Origin of the sequence: [Clostridium] fimetarium (assembly GCF_900111235.1) — a bacterium.
GTDB classification, from domain to species: domain Bacteria; phylum Bacillota; class Clostridia; order Lachnospirales; family Lachnospiraceae; genus Clostridium_N; species Clostridium_N fimetarium.
This window is the reverse complement of record NZ_FOJI01000005.1, coordinates 90,369-110,891: the sequence shown is the minus strand read 5'-3', so window position 1 is coordinate 110,891 and position 20,523 is coordinate 90,369. Positions and strand designations below refer to the sequence as shown.

At 32.5% G+C, this 20,523-nt stretch carries 17 protein-coding genes; 1 reads left to right on the top strand and 16 read right to left on the bottom strand.

Annotated elements, in window-relative coordinates:
* Position 1: 1 nt before the first annotated feature.
* The 5 genes from BMY18_RS07935 to BMY18_RS07915 form a co-directional block, all read right to left on the bottom strand.
* Positions 2-700: a hypothetical protein gene (locus BMY18_RS07935; protein WP_092452506.1), complete on the bottom strand. Its 699-nt coding sequence runs from the start codon at positions 698-700 to the stop codon at positions 2-4.
* Entirely contained in the window at positions 691-1,434 is a 744-nt protein-coding gene (locus BMY18_RS07930) for a LytR/AlgR family response regulator transcription factor (RefSeq protein WP_092452503.1), read from the bottom strand. The genes BMY18_RS07935 and BMY18_RS07930 overlap by 10 nt, the downstream gene beginning before the upstream one ends.
* A 40-nt stretch (positions 1,435-1,474) precedes the next feature.
* Positions 1,475-4,162, bottom strand: a complete 2,688-nt coding sequence (locus BMY18_RS07925) for a PAS domain S-box protein (RefSeq protein WP_092452500.1) — start codon at positions 4,160-4,162, stop codon at positions 1,475-1,477.
* A 77-nt stretch (positions 4,163-4,239) separates the two neighbouring features.
* Entirely contained in the window at positions 4,240-4,686 is a 447-nt protein-coding gene (locus BMY18_RS07920; protein ID WP_207647436.1) for a YbaN family protein, read from the bottom strand.
* 247 nt (positions 4,687-4,933) lie between these two features.
* On the bottom strand, positions 4,934-5,113 hold the full coding sequence (locus BMY18_RS07915; RefSeq protein WP_092452498.1) for a hypothetical protein: 180 nt from the start codon (positions 5,111-5,113) through the stop codon (positions 4,934-4,936).
* A 1,495-nt stretch (positions 5,114-6,608) separates the two neighbouring features.
* Here BMY18_RS07915 and BMY18_RS07910 point away from each other — a divergent pair.
* Positions 6,609-7,535, top strand: coding sequence for a DMT family transporter (locus BMY18_RS07910; protein ID WP_092452496.1), 927 nt, complete (start codon positions 6,609-6,611; stop codon positions 7,533-7,535).
* 2 nt (positions 7,536-7,537) lie between these two features.
* Here the strand turns inward: BMY18_RS07910 and BMY18_RS07905 are convergent, their stop codons facing one another.
* The 11 genes from BMY18_RS07905 to BMY18_RS07855 form a co-directional block, all read right to left on the bottom strand.
* Entirely contained in the window at positions 7,538-8,131 is a 594-nt protein-coding gene (locus BMY18_RS07905) for a P-loop nucleotide/nucleoside kinase family protein (RefSeq protein WP_092452493.1), read from the bottom strand.
* A gap of 1,192 nt (positions 8,132-9,323) precedes the next feature.
* Positions 9,324-11,279, bottom strand: coding sequence for an ATP-dependent DNA helicase (locus BMY18_RS07900; protein WP_092452490.1), 1,956 nt, complete (start codon positions 11,277-11,279; stop codon positions 9,324-9,326).
* A gap of 252 nt (positions 11,280-11,531) precedes the next feature.
* A complete protein-coding gene (locus BMY18_RS07895; protein WP_092452487.1) occupies positions 11,532-12,437 on the bottom strand; it encodes a 5'-nucleotidase in 906 nt (301 codons plus the stop codon).
* A gap of 143 nt (positions 12,438-12,580) precedes the next feature.
* A complete protein-coding gene (locus BMY18_RS07890; RefSeq protein ID WP_092452484.1) occupies positions 12,581-13,693 on the bottom strand; it encodes a 5-methyltetrahydropteroyltriglutamate--homocysteine S-methyltransferase in 1,113 nt (370 codons plus the stop codon).
* Between the two features lie 236 nt (positions 13,694-13,929).
* On the bottom strand, positions 13,930-14,841 hold the full coding sequence (locus BMY18_RS07885; RefSeq protein ID WP_092452481.1) for a LysR family transcriptional regulator: 912 nt from the start codon (positions 14,839-14,841) through the stop codon (positions 13,930-13,932).
* A gap of 29 nt (positions 14,842-14,870) precedes the next feature.
* Positions 14,871-15,500 carry a DUF998 domain-containing protein gene (locus tag BMY18_RS07880; RefSeq protein WP_092452478.1) on the bottom strand — a complete coding sequence of 210 codons (630 nt, stop codon included), beginning with the start codon at positions 15,498-15,500 and terminating at the stop codon, positions 14,871-14,873.
* Between the two features lie 127 nt (positions 15,501-15,627).
* Positions 15,628-16,245, bottom strand: coding sequence for a TetR/AcrR family transcriptional regulator (locus tag BMY18_RS07875; protein WP_092452475.1), 618 nt, complete (start codon positions 16,243-16,245; stop codon positions 15,628-15,630).
* 110 nt (positions 16,246-16,355) lie between these two features.
* Complete coding sequence (locus BMY18_RS07870; RefSeq protein ID WP_092452471.1) at positions 16,356-17,603, bottom strand: nucleotide sugar dehydrogenase; 1,248 nt, start codon at positions 17,601-17,603, stop codon at positions 16,356-16,358.
* A gap of 78 nt (positions 17,604-17,681) precedes the next feature.
* The gene (locus BMY18_RS07865) at positions 17,682-18,824 is read right to left on the bottom strand and encodes a glycosyltransferase family 4 protein (RefSeq protein WP_092452469.1); all 1,143 of its coding nucleotides are present in this window, start codon (positions 18,822-18,824) and stop codon (positions 17,682-17,684) included.
* Complete coding sequence (locus BMY18_RS07860; protein WP_092452466.1) at positions 18,821-19,432, bottom strand: zinc dependent phospholipase C family protein; 612 nt, start codon at positions 19,430-19,432, stop codon at positions 18,821-18,823. The genes BMY18_RS07865 and BMY18_RS07860 overlap by 4 nt, the downstream gene beginning before the upstream one ends.
* A gap of 303 nt (positions 19,433-19,735) precedes the next feature.
* Positions 19,736-20,521 carry a class I SAM-dependent methyltransferase gene (locus tag BMY18_RS07855; protein ID WP_139197242.1) on the bottom strand — a complete coding sequence of 262 codons (786 nt, stop codon included), beginning with the start codon at positions 20,519-20,521 and terminating at the stop codon, positions 19,736-19,738.
* Positions 20,522-20,523 lie beyond the last annotated feature (2 nt).

Genomic DNA, 20,523 nt, shown 5'->3' with positions numbered 1-20,523 from the left:
TTCACGAAATGATTATTTCCTGTATGAACAGAGTATTTTCATAAAATGTATTGAAAATGATGTTGTTCTTTGTATAATTCTTCCTAGCTTTCATGGTCTGTGAAAAAAGTTCTCTTGATTCTATATTAGATTCATTTTCAAGCTTAAAGCAGAGTCCACTATCACTACTACTGATCTTCAGATTAATTAACATTGCTTGTTTTGCACCAGATTGATAAACATTTATAAGACAATCTTTTAATGCATAATAAATCTCGTCTGCATTTAGATTTTGATTTGCAATATCATTAAAAATAGTTATTATTAAAACAACGCCCTCTTCCTTTGCATTCAAAATCAGCTTATAAATCAACCGTAGTATGTTTATGTCCTTAATCTTTACCATCTGAGTAATACTATTACTGTTTAATAAACGAGCCTTATTCAAGAATTCACTCTTACATTCCTTCAACCCATCTAAGTCTTCCTCTTCAATCAAACATGTGATTGTTTGTAACATATTGTTATATTCATGTCTTATTTTTGTAAATTCATTGATAACACCGTCTTTGCAATCTATACCCTCAAGTAACTCGCAATTTTTCTTCTTAAAATGAGAAAGTTTGTTAATGCTTACTATGAGGCAAGCCACTAATATTATCATAATGAGAAAAATAATACCTATTGATATCTGCAAGATATAATTTATATTTAGTTGCATATGGATTTCAACTCCTTTTTACATCGTTTGGATACTAAACATTCTTCTCCATTTTTCAAATAAATGATATTATTAGGATAATCGATTCTAGAAATATAAGATAGGTTAACAATATATGACTTATGGCATCTAAAAAATTTCATTTTATCAAGCTTTTGATCAATCTTGTCCAGGGATTCTGAACTTTCTATTCTCCCTGTACAAGTATGTACTACAAGTAAATGGCCAAATTTTTCAAAATAGATTATTTCATCAAGTATCAAGTGATATACATTACCTCCCGACTTTATGCTCAGTGTTTGGATTTCCTCTATATTTAACTTGGTAAAATCCTTGAAAATCGAAATAATACAAGATTCAAGTATCTCAATTGATACTGGTTTTATCAGATAGTCAAATACCTTGGTTTTTAAACTAGGCATGACGTATTCAGGATGTGCTGAGATAAAAACAATATATGCCTTTGCATCTTGCTTTCTAATAATACTGGCAACATCAATACCCGTTATTATACTCTGCACATTCACATCCAGAAGATAAACATTATTTGGGGTAATATTGGGGATGCTCTTTGTGGTATCTTTCCTTAAACAATATTTGATAACCTCATTTGGATCCGTAGTATTTAGCGCTATAGAGGCTTTAAAATCATGCTGTATAAATATAGCTTCTAGCCTTTTTTTTGTATTATTGTTATGATTCGTATCGTCATCTAAAATAATAAAATTGTGCATTCTCTTTTAGCCTCCTATTAAGGTTTTCTCTAAACTTTCTCTATTTTAGTATATTTTCATTATCTTTTAATAACTTTTCAATTACGATGACATATTCATTTATAGATACAGGTTTTAATAAATACGCCGTTTTATTGTCATCCTCGTGATTAATTTCATGAATGTAACCTGAACAAACGACGACAGGTATATCTGGTCTAATTATGCGCAATTCTCTCACCAAAACATCACCAGTCATATCTGGCATTATCTGATCTGTTAATACAATATCATATAAGTCCTTGTCCTTCTTAAATATGGATAACGCTTCCCTGGGGTCGAAAACTCCAGTAACGATATATCCTAACCGATGAAGCAATTTTTGAACCGAATTCACAATGGATTCTTCATCATCAATAAATAATATTCGCGCAGCGCCATTCAGAGTTTTCTTATCTAAAATAGGTTCTTGAATTATATCGTTATTGGCCGTTGGGAGAAGCACTGTAAATGTACTACCTCTATTTGGTACACTATCAACCATAATTACGCCATCTAATCTACTAATAATACCTTGAACTACTGAAAGACCTAATCCTGTTCCCCCTTGGCTTCCTCTGGTTGTGAAAAATGGTTCGAAAATTCTTTTTATTACAGTTTCTTCAATTCCACATCCACCATCTATGACCTCTAATTTTATGTATTTTCCTGCATTTATCACTTGATATTCAATTTGCATTTTTTCTTCAACCGTTATTTTTGACAGGATTACTTTTAAAGTTCCTCCATTTTTGCTCATCGCCAATTTCGCATTTACACATAAATTCATAACAAGTTGGTGTAGTTCACCTTGATCTGCATATACATAAAAAGAATCACCTTCAAGTCTATAATCAATATTAATATTAATCGGTAATGTTGCCTTAAGCATTTTAAGAATATCTTCTATTATAATTCTAATGTCGACATTAATAGGAGCAACAAGTGTTTTTTTACTATATATTAATATTTGCGATATTAATTTTTTAGCCCTCTCCCCTAGTTTTATCACTTCACTAAGATTTTCTGAGGTAGATGTACCCTCCTCAAACTCATCTAGCGTTAATTGCGTATATCCCATTATTCCTGCTAAAATATTATTAAAATCATGTGCAATTCCACCAGCGAGATTACCAAGTGAATCCATTTTAGATATTTGTTGTTTTCGCTCTTCCATGATTAATTCATCCGTTATATCTCTAATCGTTACCATAATGAATTGCTTATTACTATACCCAACATAAGTTATATAGAGTTTAAAATCTCTACATATACCATTTCTTAATGTGTATTTTATAGACGCATTACTTGAAACAGTTGATTTCTTGATGAGATTATTTATAACTAACCTGATTTTGTCGTAGTTAGGAACTAATTGTTTCCAAATTAATTCAGCTTCTTGTTCTGCCTCCGTAATTCCTAGTAGATTATAAGCTGCATCATTAATTTCTACCACTTTCCTAGTATCTTGATCAAAAACAACGATGCCATCTATAGACTGTTTCATCAGAGCCCTAAACTTTTCTTCACTGGATATCAAACCTTTTTGAGCTTTAATTCGTATTAGGATTTCATCTTCTAGTTGCGTATTGATTTCTTCTAATTTTTCTGTCCTCTCATACACTTTTTTTTCCAAATCCTTATGTGCTTTAAGTAAGATATTTTCTGCTATTTTACGATCTGAGATGTCGTGAAAAATACATGCAATTCCCAAAGTATCCTCTAAATCATTATTGATTAGTGATCCTGAGAACAAGCAAGGCATGCTGATACCGTTTTTGGTCATTAAATCCACTTCAATATTCTTAACGGCACCTGTATTCATTAATATCTGAAATGCTTCTCGATTTAACTCAATATTTGCAATCAACCGATTGATTGATATTCCTTTTATTTCCTTTTCCAAAAATCCAGTCAAATCAAGTGCAGCACTATTGACTGATATCACGAAAAGATCGTTACCTATCAGTATAACTGGATCAGTTATTGTCTTTAAAATATATTCATTCGCAGTTAGTGAAGATATGGACATCATTTTATATTTTGTTATCGCATAGTAAATTCCTAATAATGCAATTGAAAACATTGCTACCCCTAGCGGAAAGATATTAATTCCATAAAAAGCAGAAATGACTTTATTTAAAATCGTTAATACGAAAGAAATCAGAGAAGTTATTACAATAATAGTTGCTTGCTTTTTTTCTATATTTAATTTTGAATTTTTGCCCCATTTATAAATAATCAAGATGCCTGAAATAATAAAAATTACATAGTACAGTGTAAATAAGACTTCAACAAGATTTATTACATATGTATCATTCCAAATATACACAAGTCTTTCTTTCACAACAATAGGCTCATATATTACATTCATAATGAAAAAAAATAGTGGTGGAAGATAGATTAACAGTCTTCTTAAATCCGACATCCATTTTTTACTTTCTTCTTTCACAAGAATTGCAAAGTCTAGCCATGTACTATACACAATGCACCAACCAGAAGCTGCAACTAACCTCCAAAAATTAGCAGTTTCCTGATTTGGAGAAATGGTCATAAAAGCATAGCCCAAAGCCCAAATGCTTAGGTTCATGCAAAGCGAAAAAAGTATTCTGTTTTTTAATGATTTCCAATTTTTCAGGAAAACGTAAAACCCAAAAATTAAATAAACTAAAAATAATGTAAAAAATATTAAAAACAAAATTGGTATCATATGTTCTCTTAATCCAGTCGGTCTTTTACAATTGGATTATTACTTTCATTTATTAATTTTTAAAAATTTATAAAATATTATTTTATCTTCTTTAAAGTTATAATATGAAACAGAAAATAGTAATAATGCATAAGTAAAATCACTGTTATTAAGGCTTTCACATGCCATATAGGAGCAAAGAAAATTGCGATTGCAAACATAATGCTAATTGTAGTAAGAACAGATAGTTTACCTTTTAAAGTCATTTCTTTTTTTTCCACAATACTTACTATATGTTTTTGGTATAATGTTGTTGATAAAAACCACTTATGAAAATTCTTAGAACCTTTTGCAAACATTACAGCTGCTAGTAATAAAAAAGGTGTTGTTGGCAACATCGGAATAATGACACCTATTGACCCTATAACAAGAAAGACAAATCCAAATACGATACATATACCATCTATTATTTTTTTTATATAAGATTCGATAATCCACCCATTTCTAGGATCATAAAATCCCTTATTTTTTTTTATCCTCTTCACAATAAATATCTACTGCTCCTATTAGAATCTTTATTCTTATATGATATATTTCCTAACTTCTTGTGTCAACTAATAGTTTTTCTTCCTTTTGCATCGGATAGCCACCATACTGCTAACTTTAAAAAAAAGACCACCCTAATATATTCATATAATGAACAATCAGACGTGGTTCGTTCTGTTTCTTACTTTGATTTCTTACTTTAGTTTCTTACTTTAGTTTCTTACTTTAGTTTCTTACTTTAGTTTTTTACTTTGGTTTCTTAGCTGAAACTTTTTTAGTCGAATCCTTAGGATCCTTCGGAACTTTCTTAGATATATTCTTCTTTTTCTTTAATCTATCTGGGTTTCTAAATGACATTCTATTCACACCTTTCAAATTTGTTATTAATTCACATCTATCTGCACTCTGCTCACTGATGTTATCCAATTATATTGCTCACTTTTTTTATAATTTGAGAAGCTCCTTGGTAAATTCTATTACGTTCTTATCGTAAGCTTCTTTATTTATTATACCATCTATAAGCATATCTGTCAGTTTTTTCTCCTGCTTTAAGCATTTAAAATCACGCTATTCATTTCTACTTTGGTCTTATATCCGCTAAAAATAATATTTTCCTTTGTATTGTTCCCATATACCAATTGCCTAATCCATAAGTTACTTTCTCATTTTTATATAAAACAATATCACTGTGCATCTTTTACATTATAAATGGAATTGGGATTTGTTGCCTCTTCCAATATATCAATTCGCACTCGGTGCCTCTTCAAATAATTACGCAAATCCATTGAGTTTAATCAAAAAAGAACGGCCGCAATATCAATCAATTTCTGATACGACGGCCGTTCTATGACTCTTTAATATCCAAAGTACACTCTACTTTCTTCGACTATATTTAGCAAATTCTAAGTTAATCGATTGATTTTTATTAATTTCATTTGTAACATTTGTAATTATCACAACATTAATATTTTTAACTACTTCTGCAAACATATGAAACTTTTACTACTATTATAAATTGTACCCTATACTTTTGACTCTACCCGATTATAAGATTCTACTTTTTAAGTATTATCTTAATTTGGAAAGTTTTATACTTTGTATATCTAAAATATTATAAGTTTCTGTATGTCGGATTTACGATCCTTCACATTCACAGTTTTTTAAATATTATATCTTTTGATTACTGCTCTCTAATTCTTTAATATTCTTTTGTGTTCCATTCTTATGAATGGAATTATATAGATAGAATATTCTAAAACTTCGCTTCTCAGCAATGTTTAAGACAAATAGATAATCTGCTTTTCCCTTTTGTTTCTTCACACAAACTAGGAATCTTATAAATATTTTTGTGGTATATTCTCAATATAAGTACAAGTTCTTTTGCATATCTAGTAAATTTTATCACTTTGTTTTCATTTTATTATGCACCGTTACTTAGATGATTTTATATGAAATTTTACAAAGGATAGAAATATATATTTTAATTACTAGTCTTTCCTACGGGAATTACTTGTAATACCTCTTATACTGATTGATTTGTAAATTCATTTATTCATTGGATTATACTCCTTCTACAAACAACTTTTGTTTCTTGTAAATGTTATTTTGTTTGTATCTAAACATTAACACTTCCAATTGTAATTGTCAATACTATTTACATATTTTTATTTAATTAATTGTTTATTTGTATAGATATAATCATATTTGTTTTAAATTATAGGTATATATATGGAATTAATTTACAATTCACCTTCTATTCTCACTCTATCCTTTGTAGCTCTAATCCCTCTTTTTCTTTTTTAGATATCTTCACCTTTTGTAATTCTTCTTGTAATTCTTCTTGTAATTAAGCCGGATATATATTAGAATTAGATAAATTTGGCCCTAAGCTAAAATTACTAAAGTAAAACGAGGTACAATTATGAATAAAAATTCTTTGCGTGGAGAATCTATGTTGCTTGTTGCTGCATTTATCTGGGGGATTGCTTTTATTGCCCAACGTGTTGGTGGCAATATGATAGGTTCTTTTACATTTAATGCAGTACGAATGCTGATTGGAGGTTTTACACTTCTTCCATGCATCTATCTTTTGCGTAATAAAACAACCATAGATAATAAACCTGATGTAACGAAAAAACAGTGGCTTAATAAGAATAAACAACTTTATATCGGCGGCATTCTCTGTGGAATAATATTGTTTTTTGCCAGTAATCTTCAACAAATTGGTCTATCCTATACCACTGCCTCGAAAGCAGGTTTTCTTACTGCGTTGTACATAATCATTGTTCCTATCATAGGAATTTTTTTCAAGAAGTATCCAAGTATAACATTGTGGATTAGCATATTCTTTGCTCTATGTGGAATATACTTGCTTTGCATCACGGATGGTTTTAACATTTCTACAGGGGATACTTTAGTTATCCTAAGTGCCTTTGCCTTTTCCATTCACATATTAGCAATTGATTATTTTTCTTCCTATGTAGATGGTGTAAAAATGTCTTGTATTCAATTTTTTGTATGTGGATTTTTCTCGTCTATTGCAATGTTTTTATTTGAAACTCCAGTTCTTTCATCAATTTTACAGGCTTGGATGCCTCTTTTATACACGGGTGTTTTATCTTGTGGAATTGCCTATACCTTTCAAATACTTGGTCAGAAAAATGTAATTCCTTCCATCGCTTCCTTAATTATGAGTCTTGAGGCCGTATTCTGCGCACTTGGTGGATGGATTTTATTAGGAGAAACTCTTTCGTTTAAAGAATTGGTTGGTTGCTTACTCGTTTTCAGTGCAATTATTTTAGCGCAAATACCTTCCTCTGCAAGAGTAAAAACAGATACAATTGTCTAACTTTACTTTGTTGTCTCTTCCAATACATCAACGATTCGACCCATTGATTCATTGAATTCTTCATCTGTAGAGTTTTTAAAAATCAATAAATCATCAATAACCCTAGGATCATCCAATGCTGTTGGAATATCAAAATTTTCTCCTGCAATGTACTCATCCCAATTAGCAAGCTTCCAGGTATCTCGATCAGAGTTTCTTGCAATCATCCTCTGTTTACATACTTCCAGCGTGGCTACTACCCAAATTATCACCAAGCTTGCATTTTTTTCTTTTAATTTGCTTTTTAGGTTATGAATATAATTTTCATCGCGAATTTCTTGACTAAATGGTGCATTGATGAGTACAATATCATCATATTCAAGTGCTTCCAATGCCAAATCAACAATCGTATCATATTCATAATCCCTAATGAATTTTTCAAAAAAAGGTGAACTTCTATTGTATTCTTCACCTGCTGCTACAAATATTTGTTTGGATAAAGGAATAAGCGTATCTTTATCCAGATAAACAACATGCTTAAGTACTTTTGCCAATTTCTTTGACACATACGTTTTACCACTGCTCGGTGGCGATGTTACTAATATTAATTTCTTCATTTTTCTTTTTCTCCTTTAATAATAATTCATTATCATACCCTTTTTCTAAATATAATATATTACTTTTTATCCTATTATTCAAGTTTACATATACTTCATGAGATATAGATGAGCTTCAAAATACCAACTATATCTTAATGAATTTCTATGTGGGAACCTTATATTACTTTTAATCAAACGAGAACGACCGCAATATCAACAAATTCTGATACAGCGGCCGCCCTAAGATTGTTCGTTATCCAATTTTCACTTTACTTTCTTCGATGATATTCTCAATAAATTCTGATTCAATCAATTGACTTTACATATTTTTTCCAACTTATAACTACACTTGTTTCTACAACTATCATTTCTATTACTTTTGTTTCGTTTCTATTGTTTCTATCGATATTGTTTCTATCGCTATTGTTTCTGTTTCTAATGTTACTATTACTATTGTTTCTGCCCGCTTATAAAATATTACATATTAAGTATTATCTTATATGAGAAAGTTTTATACTATGTTAGTGGAAATAATATAAGTTTCTGTGTGTCGAATCTACAATTCTTCACCTTCAAAGCTTCTTAAACATTACATCTCTTGATTACTGTTTTCTAATTTTCGAATATTCTTTAAGTTACCATTCTTGTGAATGGAATTATATATCTAAAACATTCTTCCATTATTGGCAGAAATTTTTAAGATAAATAGATAATCTGCTTTTCCCTTTTTGTTTTTTTGCACAAATGAGGAATCTTATAAATATCTTTGTGGTATATATTCAATATAAGTACAAGTTCTTTTGTATACCAAGTAATCTTTATCACTTTAAATTCGTTTTACTCTGCATCATAATTGGGATGCTTTTATTAGAATTTTTTAAAAGATTGGAATATATATTCCTATTACTGGTCTTTCCTACGGGAATTACTTGTAATACCTCTTATATTGATCAATGAATTTGAACTAACCATTGGAATTTCCTCCATCTACAAACAAATTTGCTGTTATCTGAGATTCTATTATGTTGTTGCTTTTGTTTGTAGCTAAAGCTTAACACAGACAGTTGTTATTGTCAACACTATTCTGCGTTTTATGTCTAATTAATTATTTATTTATATTATTATCTGATTATTAATTTTAAATTTATATATAATGTCATTAATTGTTGCACAATTTCTCATGCCATCAAATTGTCGTTTTGTTCATCCTTCATATCCTATCTACATCTGTATATTCAATTGTTTTAATTTTGGCTTCAGGAGGTAGCGCACCCATCACAACTTTTTCCCAAGGGGCTCCTATTACAGAATCAAGTATGACGATTACGCCTTGATCCTCTTCCGTTCTAATTAATCGTCCACACCCTTGTTTTAATTTAAGCCCCATTTCGGGATAATCTACAGTGGTGACTGGATCTAATCCTTGTGCAATTGCCTCTTTACGCTGTACTTCGATGATAGGGTCGAGCGATGGAAAAGGTAATTGCCAAACGATAAGCATATTTAATGCCTCTCCAGGCACGTCGATTCCTTCCCAAAAATTAGCACCAATCAATACAGACGTCTCTTCCTCTCGAAACCTTCGTACAAGATAGCCTCTATCACCTTTATCTTCCCATAAAATCTCGAAAGGTAACTGATGTCCCTCTAATTTCGTTCTGATTTTCCGAACTTCCTCCATCGAATTAGTAAGTACGAGTGCTCGTCCTCCATTTTGAGTTAATAAAGATATTAATTTTTCAATTTCAAGGGCGAACTTATCTTCTATTTGATTAAATTGCTGAGATAAATGGACAGTGACTTTATTTTCAAAATCAAAAGAACTTCCTACTGTAGATCTAGATGGAGATTTTAACCCTAACGTTCGTATAAAGTAATTAAAATCACCTTCGTTACTTAATGTTGCCGAAGTAAATACCACAGGTAAACCCTTCTTGAATAAATGCTGGTCCAACATTTCATTTAAATTTCTAGGAACAACCCAAAAGCTGTCATCCCGTTGATCTACCCAAGGAATAATATCTGTACTTTTATTTCTACAGAATCTATCCAATGCTCTTATTGCTGTTTCAATTTGCCCTTCATATGCTTGTATTAGATCCGTTGATATAGATTCAAGGTATAGTTCTTGTTCGATTTGCATCTCAAGAAGCAGATTATCTAAGGTCTTTTTCAAGGTATTTGCAGATTTTAGTAAAGAATCGTTGATCCGAATCGATAGTCTTTCAGAGCGTTCATCCGGTATGACAGATTGATCCAATTTTTCGAAAAATTCATTAGAAGATAGTTCCAGGGCAACCATAACCTCACTTAAGGAATCCCTAGCTCCTTGTAATTCTTCAAGAGAGAGGATAATATCATCCATATCTTCCTGATTGATGTGTTGTCCTGCCTGCATAACTGCTGGAAGAAATACCTTATGCCCCTCATCAAAAATAACCGCCGAATAGCTTGGTAGTATCGGCAATTTTCCATCGGAAATTCTCTCATCTCGCGTCCATAGGTCATTAAAATAGAGATCATGATTTACAATAATCAAGTCTCTCGCAGGTCGATAATATTGCCTAGCCTTAACAAGCTTGCAAAAACCACGATTCAAACATGTATCACAAGCCATTGACTCATTCCACCCAATCTGCTTCCATACACGATCCGATATGGTTGGAATCTCTGAACGTTCTCCCATTTTAGTCTTATCTAACCATAGATTAATCTCCTTTGTCATCGCACTTGATCTTTCACTTGTTTCTTCCACGCGCGCATCACAGATATATTGATGTGGATCTTTTGCCATTCGAGCATCTATCTCTAATCCAAGTAGTTGTGAAAGCTTTATAATATCTCCATTGAGTCCTGCTAACTGTTCTTGAAGTGCTGTGGTAGCACATGCAATCACTACCGGTTTCCCGCTGTGACGAGCATAGGCAATTGCTGCTAATAAATAAGCAAATGTTTTACCCGTACCTAGTCCTGCTTCCGCTAGATGAACTTTTTTATCACAAATCGCATCAGCAAGTTGAAATGCAGTATATATTTGTTCTTCTCTAACTTCATATCCGTGCTCTGGAAGGATATCATAAAAAATATCACCAATCCAGTCACTTAATTTAACTCGAAAATCTTCTTTATTGTTATATTCAAAGGGTTCTTTCAACCTTGCACACATATTTTTTCACTCCTATATTACGCTTTCTATTTTATCTAGAATGCTTAGTATATCACATTTTTTCTGGAATTCTTAATATATTATATTTTTTCTGGAATTCTTAATATATTATATTTTTTCTGGAATTCTTAGTATATTACATTTCGCAAGTCTTACAATTATGGATTCCATTTATTTCGCTATACTATATAAAATCCCCTATCTCCCAAGACGGGAGAATAGAGGATTATTTTTTCAAAAATATTAAGTGCATCACAATTGTTTATATGGAACTCTTGCAGACGGAACTAATTTAGAAGTTTTATTAATATGTACTTGCTGATCATCAAAAAACATATGTGCGCCAAAGGATTTTAGCACCTCTTCTTTACCCATGCCTCCTAAAAAGAACGCTTCATCTATACGAACGTCCCATTCACGCAATGTCCGTATTACCCTTTCATGGGCTGGGGCATTTCTAGCGGTTACAAGTGCCGTCCTAATTGGAGCTGAATCTTTTGGAAATTGATTTTGTAAAAATGAAATCGTTTTTAGTAATTTTGCGAACGGACCTTCCGGCAGAGGGCTTTTCGCATTTAATTTTTCATGTGCTAAAAATGCATCTAACCCCTGCTCTTGAAAAACCTTTTCAGAAGCATCAGAAAACAAAACAGCATCCCCATCAAATGCAATTCTGATTTGCTCTATTTCCTTACTAGTATCAATTATGAATTCTGGATTCGTACAAATGATAGCCGCTGCTACATTACTATTTATAGACTCTTGCACGTCCTCCTCATTTGCCGAAAGAAACAAATCTGTTTTAAATGCAGAAAGGTAAGGAGATAAATGTGCCCCACCGGATAACGCGGCGCGGGTAACATCCAGACCATAATATTCAATGGAATTAAAGATTCTTAGGCTAGTATCTGCACTATTGCGAGACATAACAATAATTTCTGTTCTTCTAGTACCTTCGTCAATAGCATTAAGCTTTAATAAAGCTTTTACCAATTGAAAACCTGCTCCGGGCTTTAAAATATCCTTTTCGTGGTCAATTTGGTATTTCGAATACGTGTCCAAACCTTCCTGATCATATATTTTATTTTCTTCTTCTAAATCAAATAATGCCCGCGATGAAATTCCAACAACTAGGCAGTCTTTAAAATCAAGTGACATAATTTCCCTCGTTTCTGCGCATCTTTGTATGCATCTTTGTACGCATATCTAGTTTATACGCCTCCGTACATTCACACAGTCATAAACTTGTTTATAGCTATTATTATATCAATAGATACCATTTTTTACTACTTAATAATTTCCTATTTCCACACTTCTTTTGCGACTTCCCTCACTAGATTCAACTTTGCCCACTGTTCCTCTTCTGTCAGTATATTGCCCTCTTCCGTAGATGCAAATCCACACTGTGGACTAAGGCATAACCTTTCTAATGGTACATATTTTTCAGCTTCATGGATTCTTCTGATAATGTCCTCTTTCTTCTCTAATTTTGCTGACTTTGTTGTTACCAATCCCAGTACAACTTTTTTATCACCACTCAGATATTTTAAAGGTTCAAAGTCACCGGAGCGCTCATCATCAAATTCTAGATAAAAGGCATTTACATTTTCATCTGCAAAAAGGTCTTTTGCTACACGTTCATATCCACCCTGACAAGCCCATGTTGAATGGAAATTTCCACGACAGATATGAGTGTTTATCACAAGATCTTCCGGCTTATCTTCAATTGTAAGATTATTGATCCTGATCAATTTTTCAATAATGTGTTGTAACCCTTCTTCATCCGTTCCAAAGATAACGCATGCATTGGGGTCAACGCATACGCCCCATGTACAATCATCAAACTGAATATTTTTACATCCTGCAGCGTATAAATCCTGAATCACTTTTTTATACCCATCTGCGATATCGTGAATCAGCTCTTCTTCATTTGGATAAATGGCTTTCGTGCTTTCTAAATTATCTGGTGTAATCAGCTGAAATAGAAACTGTGCGGGAGCAGGTATTGTCTGACGTGCAACCGTAAATTTATCTTCGAATTGTTTTACAAATTTAAAATGCTCCACAAATGGATGACTGTCAACTGATACTTTTCCTATGAGGAAGGTATCGTCGATCAACGCTGGCTCTCCATGAAATGGAATTCCATCCTTTGTCTTTTCATGTCCGATACCGTTAAATGCCCACATAAAGTCAAGGTGCCATGAACTCCTTCTAAATTCTCCATCTGTTATAACCAGAAGCTCGGCTGCTTTCTGTTTTGTAATTAAATCTGTAATTGCTTCGTTTTCAATCTCATTTAATTCCTTTGAAGTGATTTTTCCATTTGCATATTCTTTTCTAGCCTTCTTTAAATAATTGGGTCTTAAAAAACTTCCTACAATATCATACTTAAAAGGTGCGTTATTTCTCATTTTCTTATCTCCTCATATCTTTATTTGTATTAAAATAGATTCCACTTTGTATTTAATTACCAATTACTTTTACACTTCATACTCATTTGAACATCTATGTGTTTATAATCATAATATACTTTTTACATATTGGAAAATACAATAAAATGTGCATTTGCCATAGTTTTAAGCTATGTCAAATGCACATTTTACTTTTTGTATTATATCGGATCACAATATAGAACATTATTGTATTTCTAATGGATATATTCAATCACATGCTTTTTTAATGCATCCATATATGCCTTCCCATATCTACTTAGTGGTATGTTTTTTTGCACAAGTACTCCCACTCTCATATACTCTTCTACCATAAGTGGCTTGGCAATGATATTCTCACCATTCAATTCCTTACTAATCACTCCCGTACTAACTGTATATCCATTCAAGCCTATTGCAAGATTAAACAATGTTGCCCGGTCCCTTACCTTAATGTTTTTATCGCGATCAAGCGTACTAAGAATTTCCTCGGAAAAATAGAAGGAATTATAATCTCCCTGCTCAAATGAAAGATAGGGATATTCCTCTAGTTCCTCCAAAGTAATTGTCTCATTTTTTGCAAGTGGATGCTTTGAACTAATGAATACATGCGGTTTTGCCTTAAAGAGTTCTTCAAATTCCAGATTGTTTTGGCGAATGAGCTTCATGATTACTTCTTGATTTTTTGAAGAAGTATACAAAATTCCTATTTCACTTTTTAGTCTACTTACATCCTCAATAATTTCAAATGTTTGAGTTTCCCTAAGTGTAAAATCATATTGATTTCCGCCAAATTCACGAATCACATCAACAAATGCATTTACAGCAAAGGAATAATGTTGGGTGGACACTGAAAACCGCGGGCTTTGTTTCTTCACATTTAAAAACTTTTCCTCTAAAAGATTAGCTTGTTCAAGAACCTGTCTGGCGTAGGCAAGAAATTGATCTCCCACATTTGATACGACAATGCCCTTATTCGTCCGATTGAATATGGTGATTTGCATCTCATTTTCAAGTTCCTTGATTGCATTTGTAAGACTTGGCTGGGAAATAAACAATTTCTTTGCAGCATCACTAATCGTACCATTTTCTGCAACTGTTATCGCATATTTTAACTGTTGTAATGTCATCTATTGATTCATCTCCTTTAGAACTTAATTTAATATTTATCAAAAAATAAATATACACCTAATACAGCATTAAATCCAGTTGCAGCAAACACGCTAAATCGTTCTGGAATCCCAAAATACTGCGCAGGAACAATATTAACCCCCATTGCTCCCATAAACATAAATGCTAAGGCTATCGTTGCCCATACAGCCAAAGATACAAATGATTTTTTCCTGAATCCTCCAATTATAATAATCACAAGTGAGACTATTGATAATAATACTACCAAAACGGTCACTACATACAAATGCATGATATCCTGAATTGTTCCCGCATATCCACTATCCGAAAGTGGAAACATGCCATATCCCACACAAGATACCCAGTTCATGGCAGTAAATAAATATATGCCTGTGCGGACAAGCTTATTTGTTTTTTTCTGAACTGCTACACATACCATCATTACCGAAATCATACCACACACTGCATATAGACTTGATAACTGGTTCCACAAAGCTTTGGACGGTGAATTTGCTGCACTCAAGTCACTTACCGCCTGTGAAATCCAATTATAGTTCGGATACGCGAGTGGTGAAAAAACTACTGCAACCACATATGACAGTAAACTTACTATCCCTAATAATCCAAGCCAATTGATCAATTCCTTTTTCTGCTTCATAATCGCCCTCATTCCTGCATAACTTTCATACTTATCTTCATTCCAGTGTATCTTTTAATAGCTCGCTATGCGAGACAATGCACATCCCAAGTTTGTGCCCAGGCAAAAATCTTTCATGCTTGTATCTTTAGCTTCTATATATTCTGTTAAATTCAATAATATGACGTTTCAATTTCTCTAGTGATTCCATTTCTTTATCTGCGTTTGCATCGCACTGTACTAATAGTAAGAATATTGGTGAAAAGAACTGCATCGCCATAATTTCTGGGTCACCCTTTCTCATCAATCCTTTCTTTATTAACAATTCAAACATCATTCTTTGATATTGCAAAGGTGAATCCATATACTGCATTACATATAAATTTGCCAGTTCCTGATTTTTAAATTGTTCAATCGTAAACAATTTACGTATCTTTGATGTAAATTCATCATGTAGAAAGTGATTAAAAAGTGCTTCTCCCATTTCCAGCATATGTTCATCAGTGATTGTCTCAAACAAACCAACATCCATTTTGGGATCTAAGCCCTCCATATTGAAAGATGCAGTTTGTAACGCATAACGTCTGTTACTTTCTTCAAGAATAGCATTAAATATATCCTGTTTGCTTTTAAAATGCTTATATATAGAAGGAGCCTTGATTCCTACCACATCTGCAATTTCTTTAACACGGACTGCATCGTATCCTTTTTCTGAAAACAACAATAAACTTACCTCTAAAATCTGTTCTTTCGTAGTTTTTTTCATTGTCTCACCTCTTTTAGCTAATAACTATTATCTTATTATAGGCTAACAGCTATTAGCCGTCAAGAGTTTTCATACGTAGTGTTTTAGAAACATTTACAATCATTTGCATATTAATCTCTAAAATAAATATCCCGCGTGTAAACCTTATCAATCACTTCATCCAATTCTGTATTATATCTATTTGCAATTATAACATCAGACATCTCTTTAAAGGTCTCAATATCGTCAATCAACTTACTCCCAAAATATACATCTTCATTTAATGTGGGCTCATAAATTACGATATCTGCGCCTTTCGCCTTAATGCGCTTCATAACACCTTGGATAGAACTTTGTCTAAAGTTGTCAGAGTCCGCTTTCATTACAAGTCGATATACGCCGATGACACATTTATTGCCAGGTATTCCATCTCTACCTGCATTTCCATCAAAATATCCAGCCTTTTTTAACACTCTCTCCGCTATAAAGTCTTTCCTTGTATTATTTGCATCAACGATAGCACCCATGATGTTATTAGGAATATCATTATAGTTCGCAAGGAGCTGCTTTGTATCTTTGGGTAAGCAATATCCACCATACCCAAAAGATGGATTATTATAATGTATTCCAATTCTTGGATCCAAACCAATTCCTTCTATAATCTTCTTAGTATCTAATTCACGAACTTCTGCATAAGTATCTAACTCATTAAAAAATGACACTCGAAGTGCAAGATATGTATTAGCAAACAATTTCACTGCTTCTGCTTCTGTGGGATTGGAATAAATGATATCAATATCCTGTTTTATCGCACCACCAACCAATAATGTTGCAAATATGGTAGCTGCAACAACCAGGAATTCATCATCCAATGGAACTCCAACCATAATTCGCGAAGGATAAAGATTATCGTAAAGTGCTTTCCCTTCCCTTAAGAATTCAGGGCTAAATATTATATTATCAAATCCTAATTTATTTCTTATAGACATTGTGTATCCAACTGGTACTGTAGACTTAATCACAATAACAGCGTTCGGATTGTAATGCATAACAAGTTTGATTACATTTTCTACAGAACTTGTATCAAAATAGTTCAACTCTGGATCATAATTTGTTTGAGTCGCTATGATAACAAAATCAGCATTTGTATAGGCAAGCTCTGCATCAGTTGTCGCAATTAGATTCAAATTTTCAGATGATAAATACTCTTGTATTTCATTATCAACAATTAGATTCTTTTTATTATTAATCGAATTCACTTTTTGCGAAATAATATCCACAGCATATACTTCATTTTCCTGTGCCAATAAAATTGCATTTGATAAACCCACATAACCTATGCCCGCAACTGCAATCTTATAACTCTTTTTCGATTCCATATTTCTTCCTCCTGAACATAATTGCTTATGTATAAATTAAAATTCACCAGAAATTCAACAGAACAATTTTTTCACGATCTAGACATGAAGCATTTGTTGTTTATATGAAACGATTAATTCTCTATATGTATTTGTCAATTTGTCGAAAATACTTTTCCAGGATCTAGTATTACAAAATTCCTGCGCTTGTTTGCTAATACGATCTCCAAATTCCGGTAATTGGTATACTTTTTCCATGCAATCAAATAGAGACTCAGCATTATGTGGTTGAAATTTTAGTCCTGTATGTTGATCTTGAATAATTTCACCAACCCCTCCAGCATCCGCTCCAATTACGGAAAGCCCTGATGCCATAGCTTCAAGTATCACATTACCAAATGTTTCTGTAGATGAAGGACAGACAAAGAAATCACACGATGCATATAATTCAAACAATTCGGTTCCTTGCTTAAACCCAGTGAAAATTGTGTCCGGAGGAAATGTTTGTTTACATTTTTCAAGATACGGTCCATCACCTGTTAAAACCATTGCAACCGAATCTCCATATTTTTGTTTTAATAAATGATAGCTTTCACATAGTACATCCAAATCTTTTTCAGAGGAGATTCTACCCACGTATAAAAAAGATTTCTTTTCGTGAATACCGAGCATTTTTCGAAGCTTAATATTTCTATGGTAAGGATGAAAATTTTGAACATCAATTCCTCTACTGAAAATCCCTGTGTTATGAATTCCATTTTCCTTTAATAGATTTTGCGCTACATAAGATGGGCATAATGTACGAGTACTTTGATTGTGAAACCACTTCATGTAATTCCAGACAGATTGTTTTAAAAAGTTTGCTTTATAGTAATCCATATACTCCGGAAAGTTTGTTGTATAATTTGAAATAACAGGAATTCCATGCTTTTTACCATAATTCAAACCAGCAACACCCATATTGAATTCCGTCATAACGTGTATAATATCAGGTTGAAAGCGATCTAATATAGCGGAAATCCGGAATGTGTTTGGGAAAGCGATTCTACTTTCAGGGTAAAGAATAAATTTCAAACTAAAAGAACGTTCCACATTGGAAATTTTGACTTCACTGTCATAATTAGGTGCAAATAATCTATACTCTATGTCACTATCCATAAAATATTGTAAGAGCCTATTTAATGTATTAGTAACGCCATTAATCTGAGGTAAAAACGTATCGGTAAATACTGCTACTTTCATAATAGTTGTTCCTCCTGCATATTCGTAGAATATCCAATAAATTGAAATTCAAAAGGATATGATGATGGAAAATGGACCCCTTCTAAAATATTTTCACAGATAGCTAGTGAAGTGGATAAGGCAAAATCCATATCTTTTTTCATACTATTAGGTTTTTCACTGTAAAGTTCAAACATTGTAGTAAAAAATGATATAGTAGGATTTTCAAAAAAAGATGTAGAAAAATCGGGATAAACTATATTATGATTCTTTTCAAATTTATAAGATATCAAACTAATATGCATTGAAATTTCGTAAAAGAAATGATTAAAATTCTTCTTATGCAAGTGCTCATTCAAGTGATAATAGCAAAAAAAGTCACTAAAATAATGACAGATTTCTCCTAATCTCATTGAAAATTCTTGCACCGTGAATTCTTCCTTTTTTAAGATAGATGCCTGATTAACAACATATTCAAGATAATTCTTTTGAGTGTGGTGTCGCCTGTTTTTTGATGGAAGATCCGGTTTAATGTTACCGTAAGAAAAAGCATTAAAATCCAAAAGTATATTTTTTGACAATTGGCGATGTAACTCCCTCGCAATATAAAGATGAGTAAAAAAATACATATGTAGCCTCCTTCTAGAAAAAATATGATTGGTTTATATATTTAATATATCAGAGGTGTCTCAATTACAAGTGAAAACTATGGGGTTTTCAAGTAAAAAAGATGTAATTCAATATTCGTCTAAAGTCCTGCATATTTACACATCAAAAAATGCATAATTACACTTCTTTGCGCCATTATCTATGTTCAAATCCACATTTATGCATGATTGTAAAAATAGGAACTCAAAATACTGCAAGCATTTTAAAAAAGGTTCCTATTTAGGAACCCTTATCTCTTAAGACTAATATCTTCTACTTAGTATCTATAATTTTCTGGAAGATACCATAAGCTGCAAGTTTTTATAGGATGCTTCCTTACCATAATAATCTGAAAATGTCTGCATTACCTGCATTCCTCTTTGTTTCCATATTTCATTTATTTCATCTATAGAATAAAGCCTTTGTGGTGCTCCATAAGCAATATCAGGTTTCTTAGCTGCTTCACCATACACAATCGTAGCATCACCATACAACATGATTCTTTTCTTATCATCCCACTCAAATCGTGATACAGATAAAGTACTTTCACCTGCATCCCAGTACTGTACTGGGAAATATTGCTCTGCGTGTTGCGCATTGCAAATATCCATAAAATGCTTTCCACCTGGCTTTAATGCATTTGAAATAACATCAAATATTTTCAAGTTTTCCTCATCTGATTCTAAGTACCCAATAGCACCATCTGCTAGATTTAATACGACGTCATACTCGTTTGCAAAATGAAGATCTCTTATATCCGAATTAATAAACTGTGCCTTTAGGCCTTCTGACTCTGCATTTTGTATAGCATCTTGGATAAATTCCTTTGTTATATCAACACCTGTAATCTGAAATCCACGCCTTGCAAGAGAAAGTGCATGCCTTCCAAATCCACACGCAAGGTCAAGAATGCGTTCATTTCCTGTCAGTTCCAGCGTTTTCACTATAAAATCGACCTGATTTTCTGTATCTTGCACCCATGACTGTTCTTTTATGTCCAAACCCCATATTGATTTGTACCAATTAGAATCCAACGCTTTCATAAAATCAGACCTCCTAATTTTTTTCATTT

What these genes read in the sequence shown, in the direction of transcription:
- BMY18_RS07935 (WP_092452506.1), bottom strand. Translation starts at nt 700, where the DNA reads ATGCAACTAAATATAAATTATATCTTGCAGATATCAATAGGTATTATT.
- BMY18_RS07930 (WP_092452503.1), bottom strand. Translation starts at nt 1,434, where the DNA reads ATGCACAATTTTATTATTTTAGATGACGATACGAATCATAACAATAAT.
- BMY18_RS07925 (WP_092452500.1), bottom strand. Translation starts at nt 4,162, where the DNA reads ATGATACCAATTTTGTTTTTAATATTTTTTACATTATTTTTAGTTTAT.
- BMY18_RS07910 (WP_092452496.1), top strand. Translation starts at nt 6,609, where the DNA reads ATGAATAAAAATTCTTTGCGTGGAGAATCTATGTTGCTTGTTGCTGCA.
- BMY18_RS07905 (WP_092452493.1), bottom strand. Translation starts at nt 8,131, where the DNA reads ATGAAGAAATTAATATTAGTAACATCGCCACCGAGCAGTGGTAAAACG.
- BMY18_RS07900 (WP_092452490.1), bottom strand. Translation starts at nt 11,279, where the DNA reads ATGTGTGCAAGGTTGAAAGAACCCTTTGAATATAACAATAAAGAAGAT.
- BMY18_RS07895 (WP_092452487.1), bottom strand. Translation starts at nt 12,437, where the DNA reads ATGTCACTTGATTTTAAAGACTGCCTAGTTGTTGGAATTTCATCGCGG.
- BMY18_RS07890 (WP_092452484.1), bottom strand. Translation starts at nt 13,693, where the DNA reads ATGAGAAATAACGCACCTTTTAAGTATGATATTGTAGGAAGTTTTTTA.
- BMY18_RS07885 (WP_092452481.1), bottom strand. Translation starts at nt 14,841, where the DNA reads ATGACATTACAACAGTTAAAATATGCGATAACAGTTGCAGAAAATGGT.
- BMY18_RS07880 (WP_092452478.1), bottom strand. Translation starts at nt 15,500, where the DNA reads ATGAAGCAGAAAAAGGAATTGATCAATTGGCTTGGATTATTAGGGATA.
- BMY18_RS07875 (WP_092452475.1), bottom strand. Translation starts at nt 16,245, where the DNA reads ATGAAAAAAACTACGAAAGAACAGATTTTAGAGGTAAGTTTATTGTTG.
- BMY18_RS07870 (WP_092452471.1), bottom strand. Translation starts at nt 17,603, where the DNA reads ATGGAATCGAAAAAGAGTTATAAGATTGCAGTTGCGGGCATAGGTTAT.
- BMY18_RS07865 (WP_092452469.1), bottom strand. Translation starts at nt 18,824, where the DNA reads ATGAAAGTAGCAGTATTTACCGATACGTTTTTACCTCAGATTAATGGC.
- BMY18_RS07860 (WP_092452466.1), bottom strand. Translation starts at nt 19,432, where the DNA reads ATGTATTTTTTTACTCATCTTTATATTGCGAGGGAGTTACATCGCCAA.
- BMY18_RS07855 (WP_139197242.1), bottom strand. Translation starts at nt 20,521, where the DNA reads ATGAAAAAAATTAGGAGGTCTGATTTTATGAAAGCGTTGGATTCTAAT.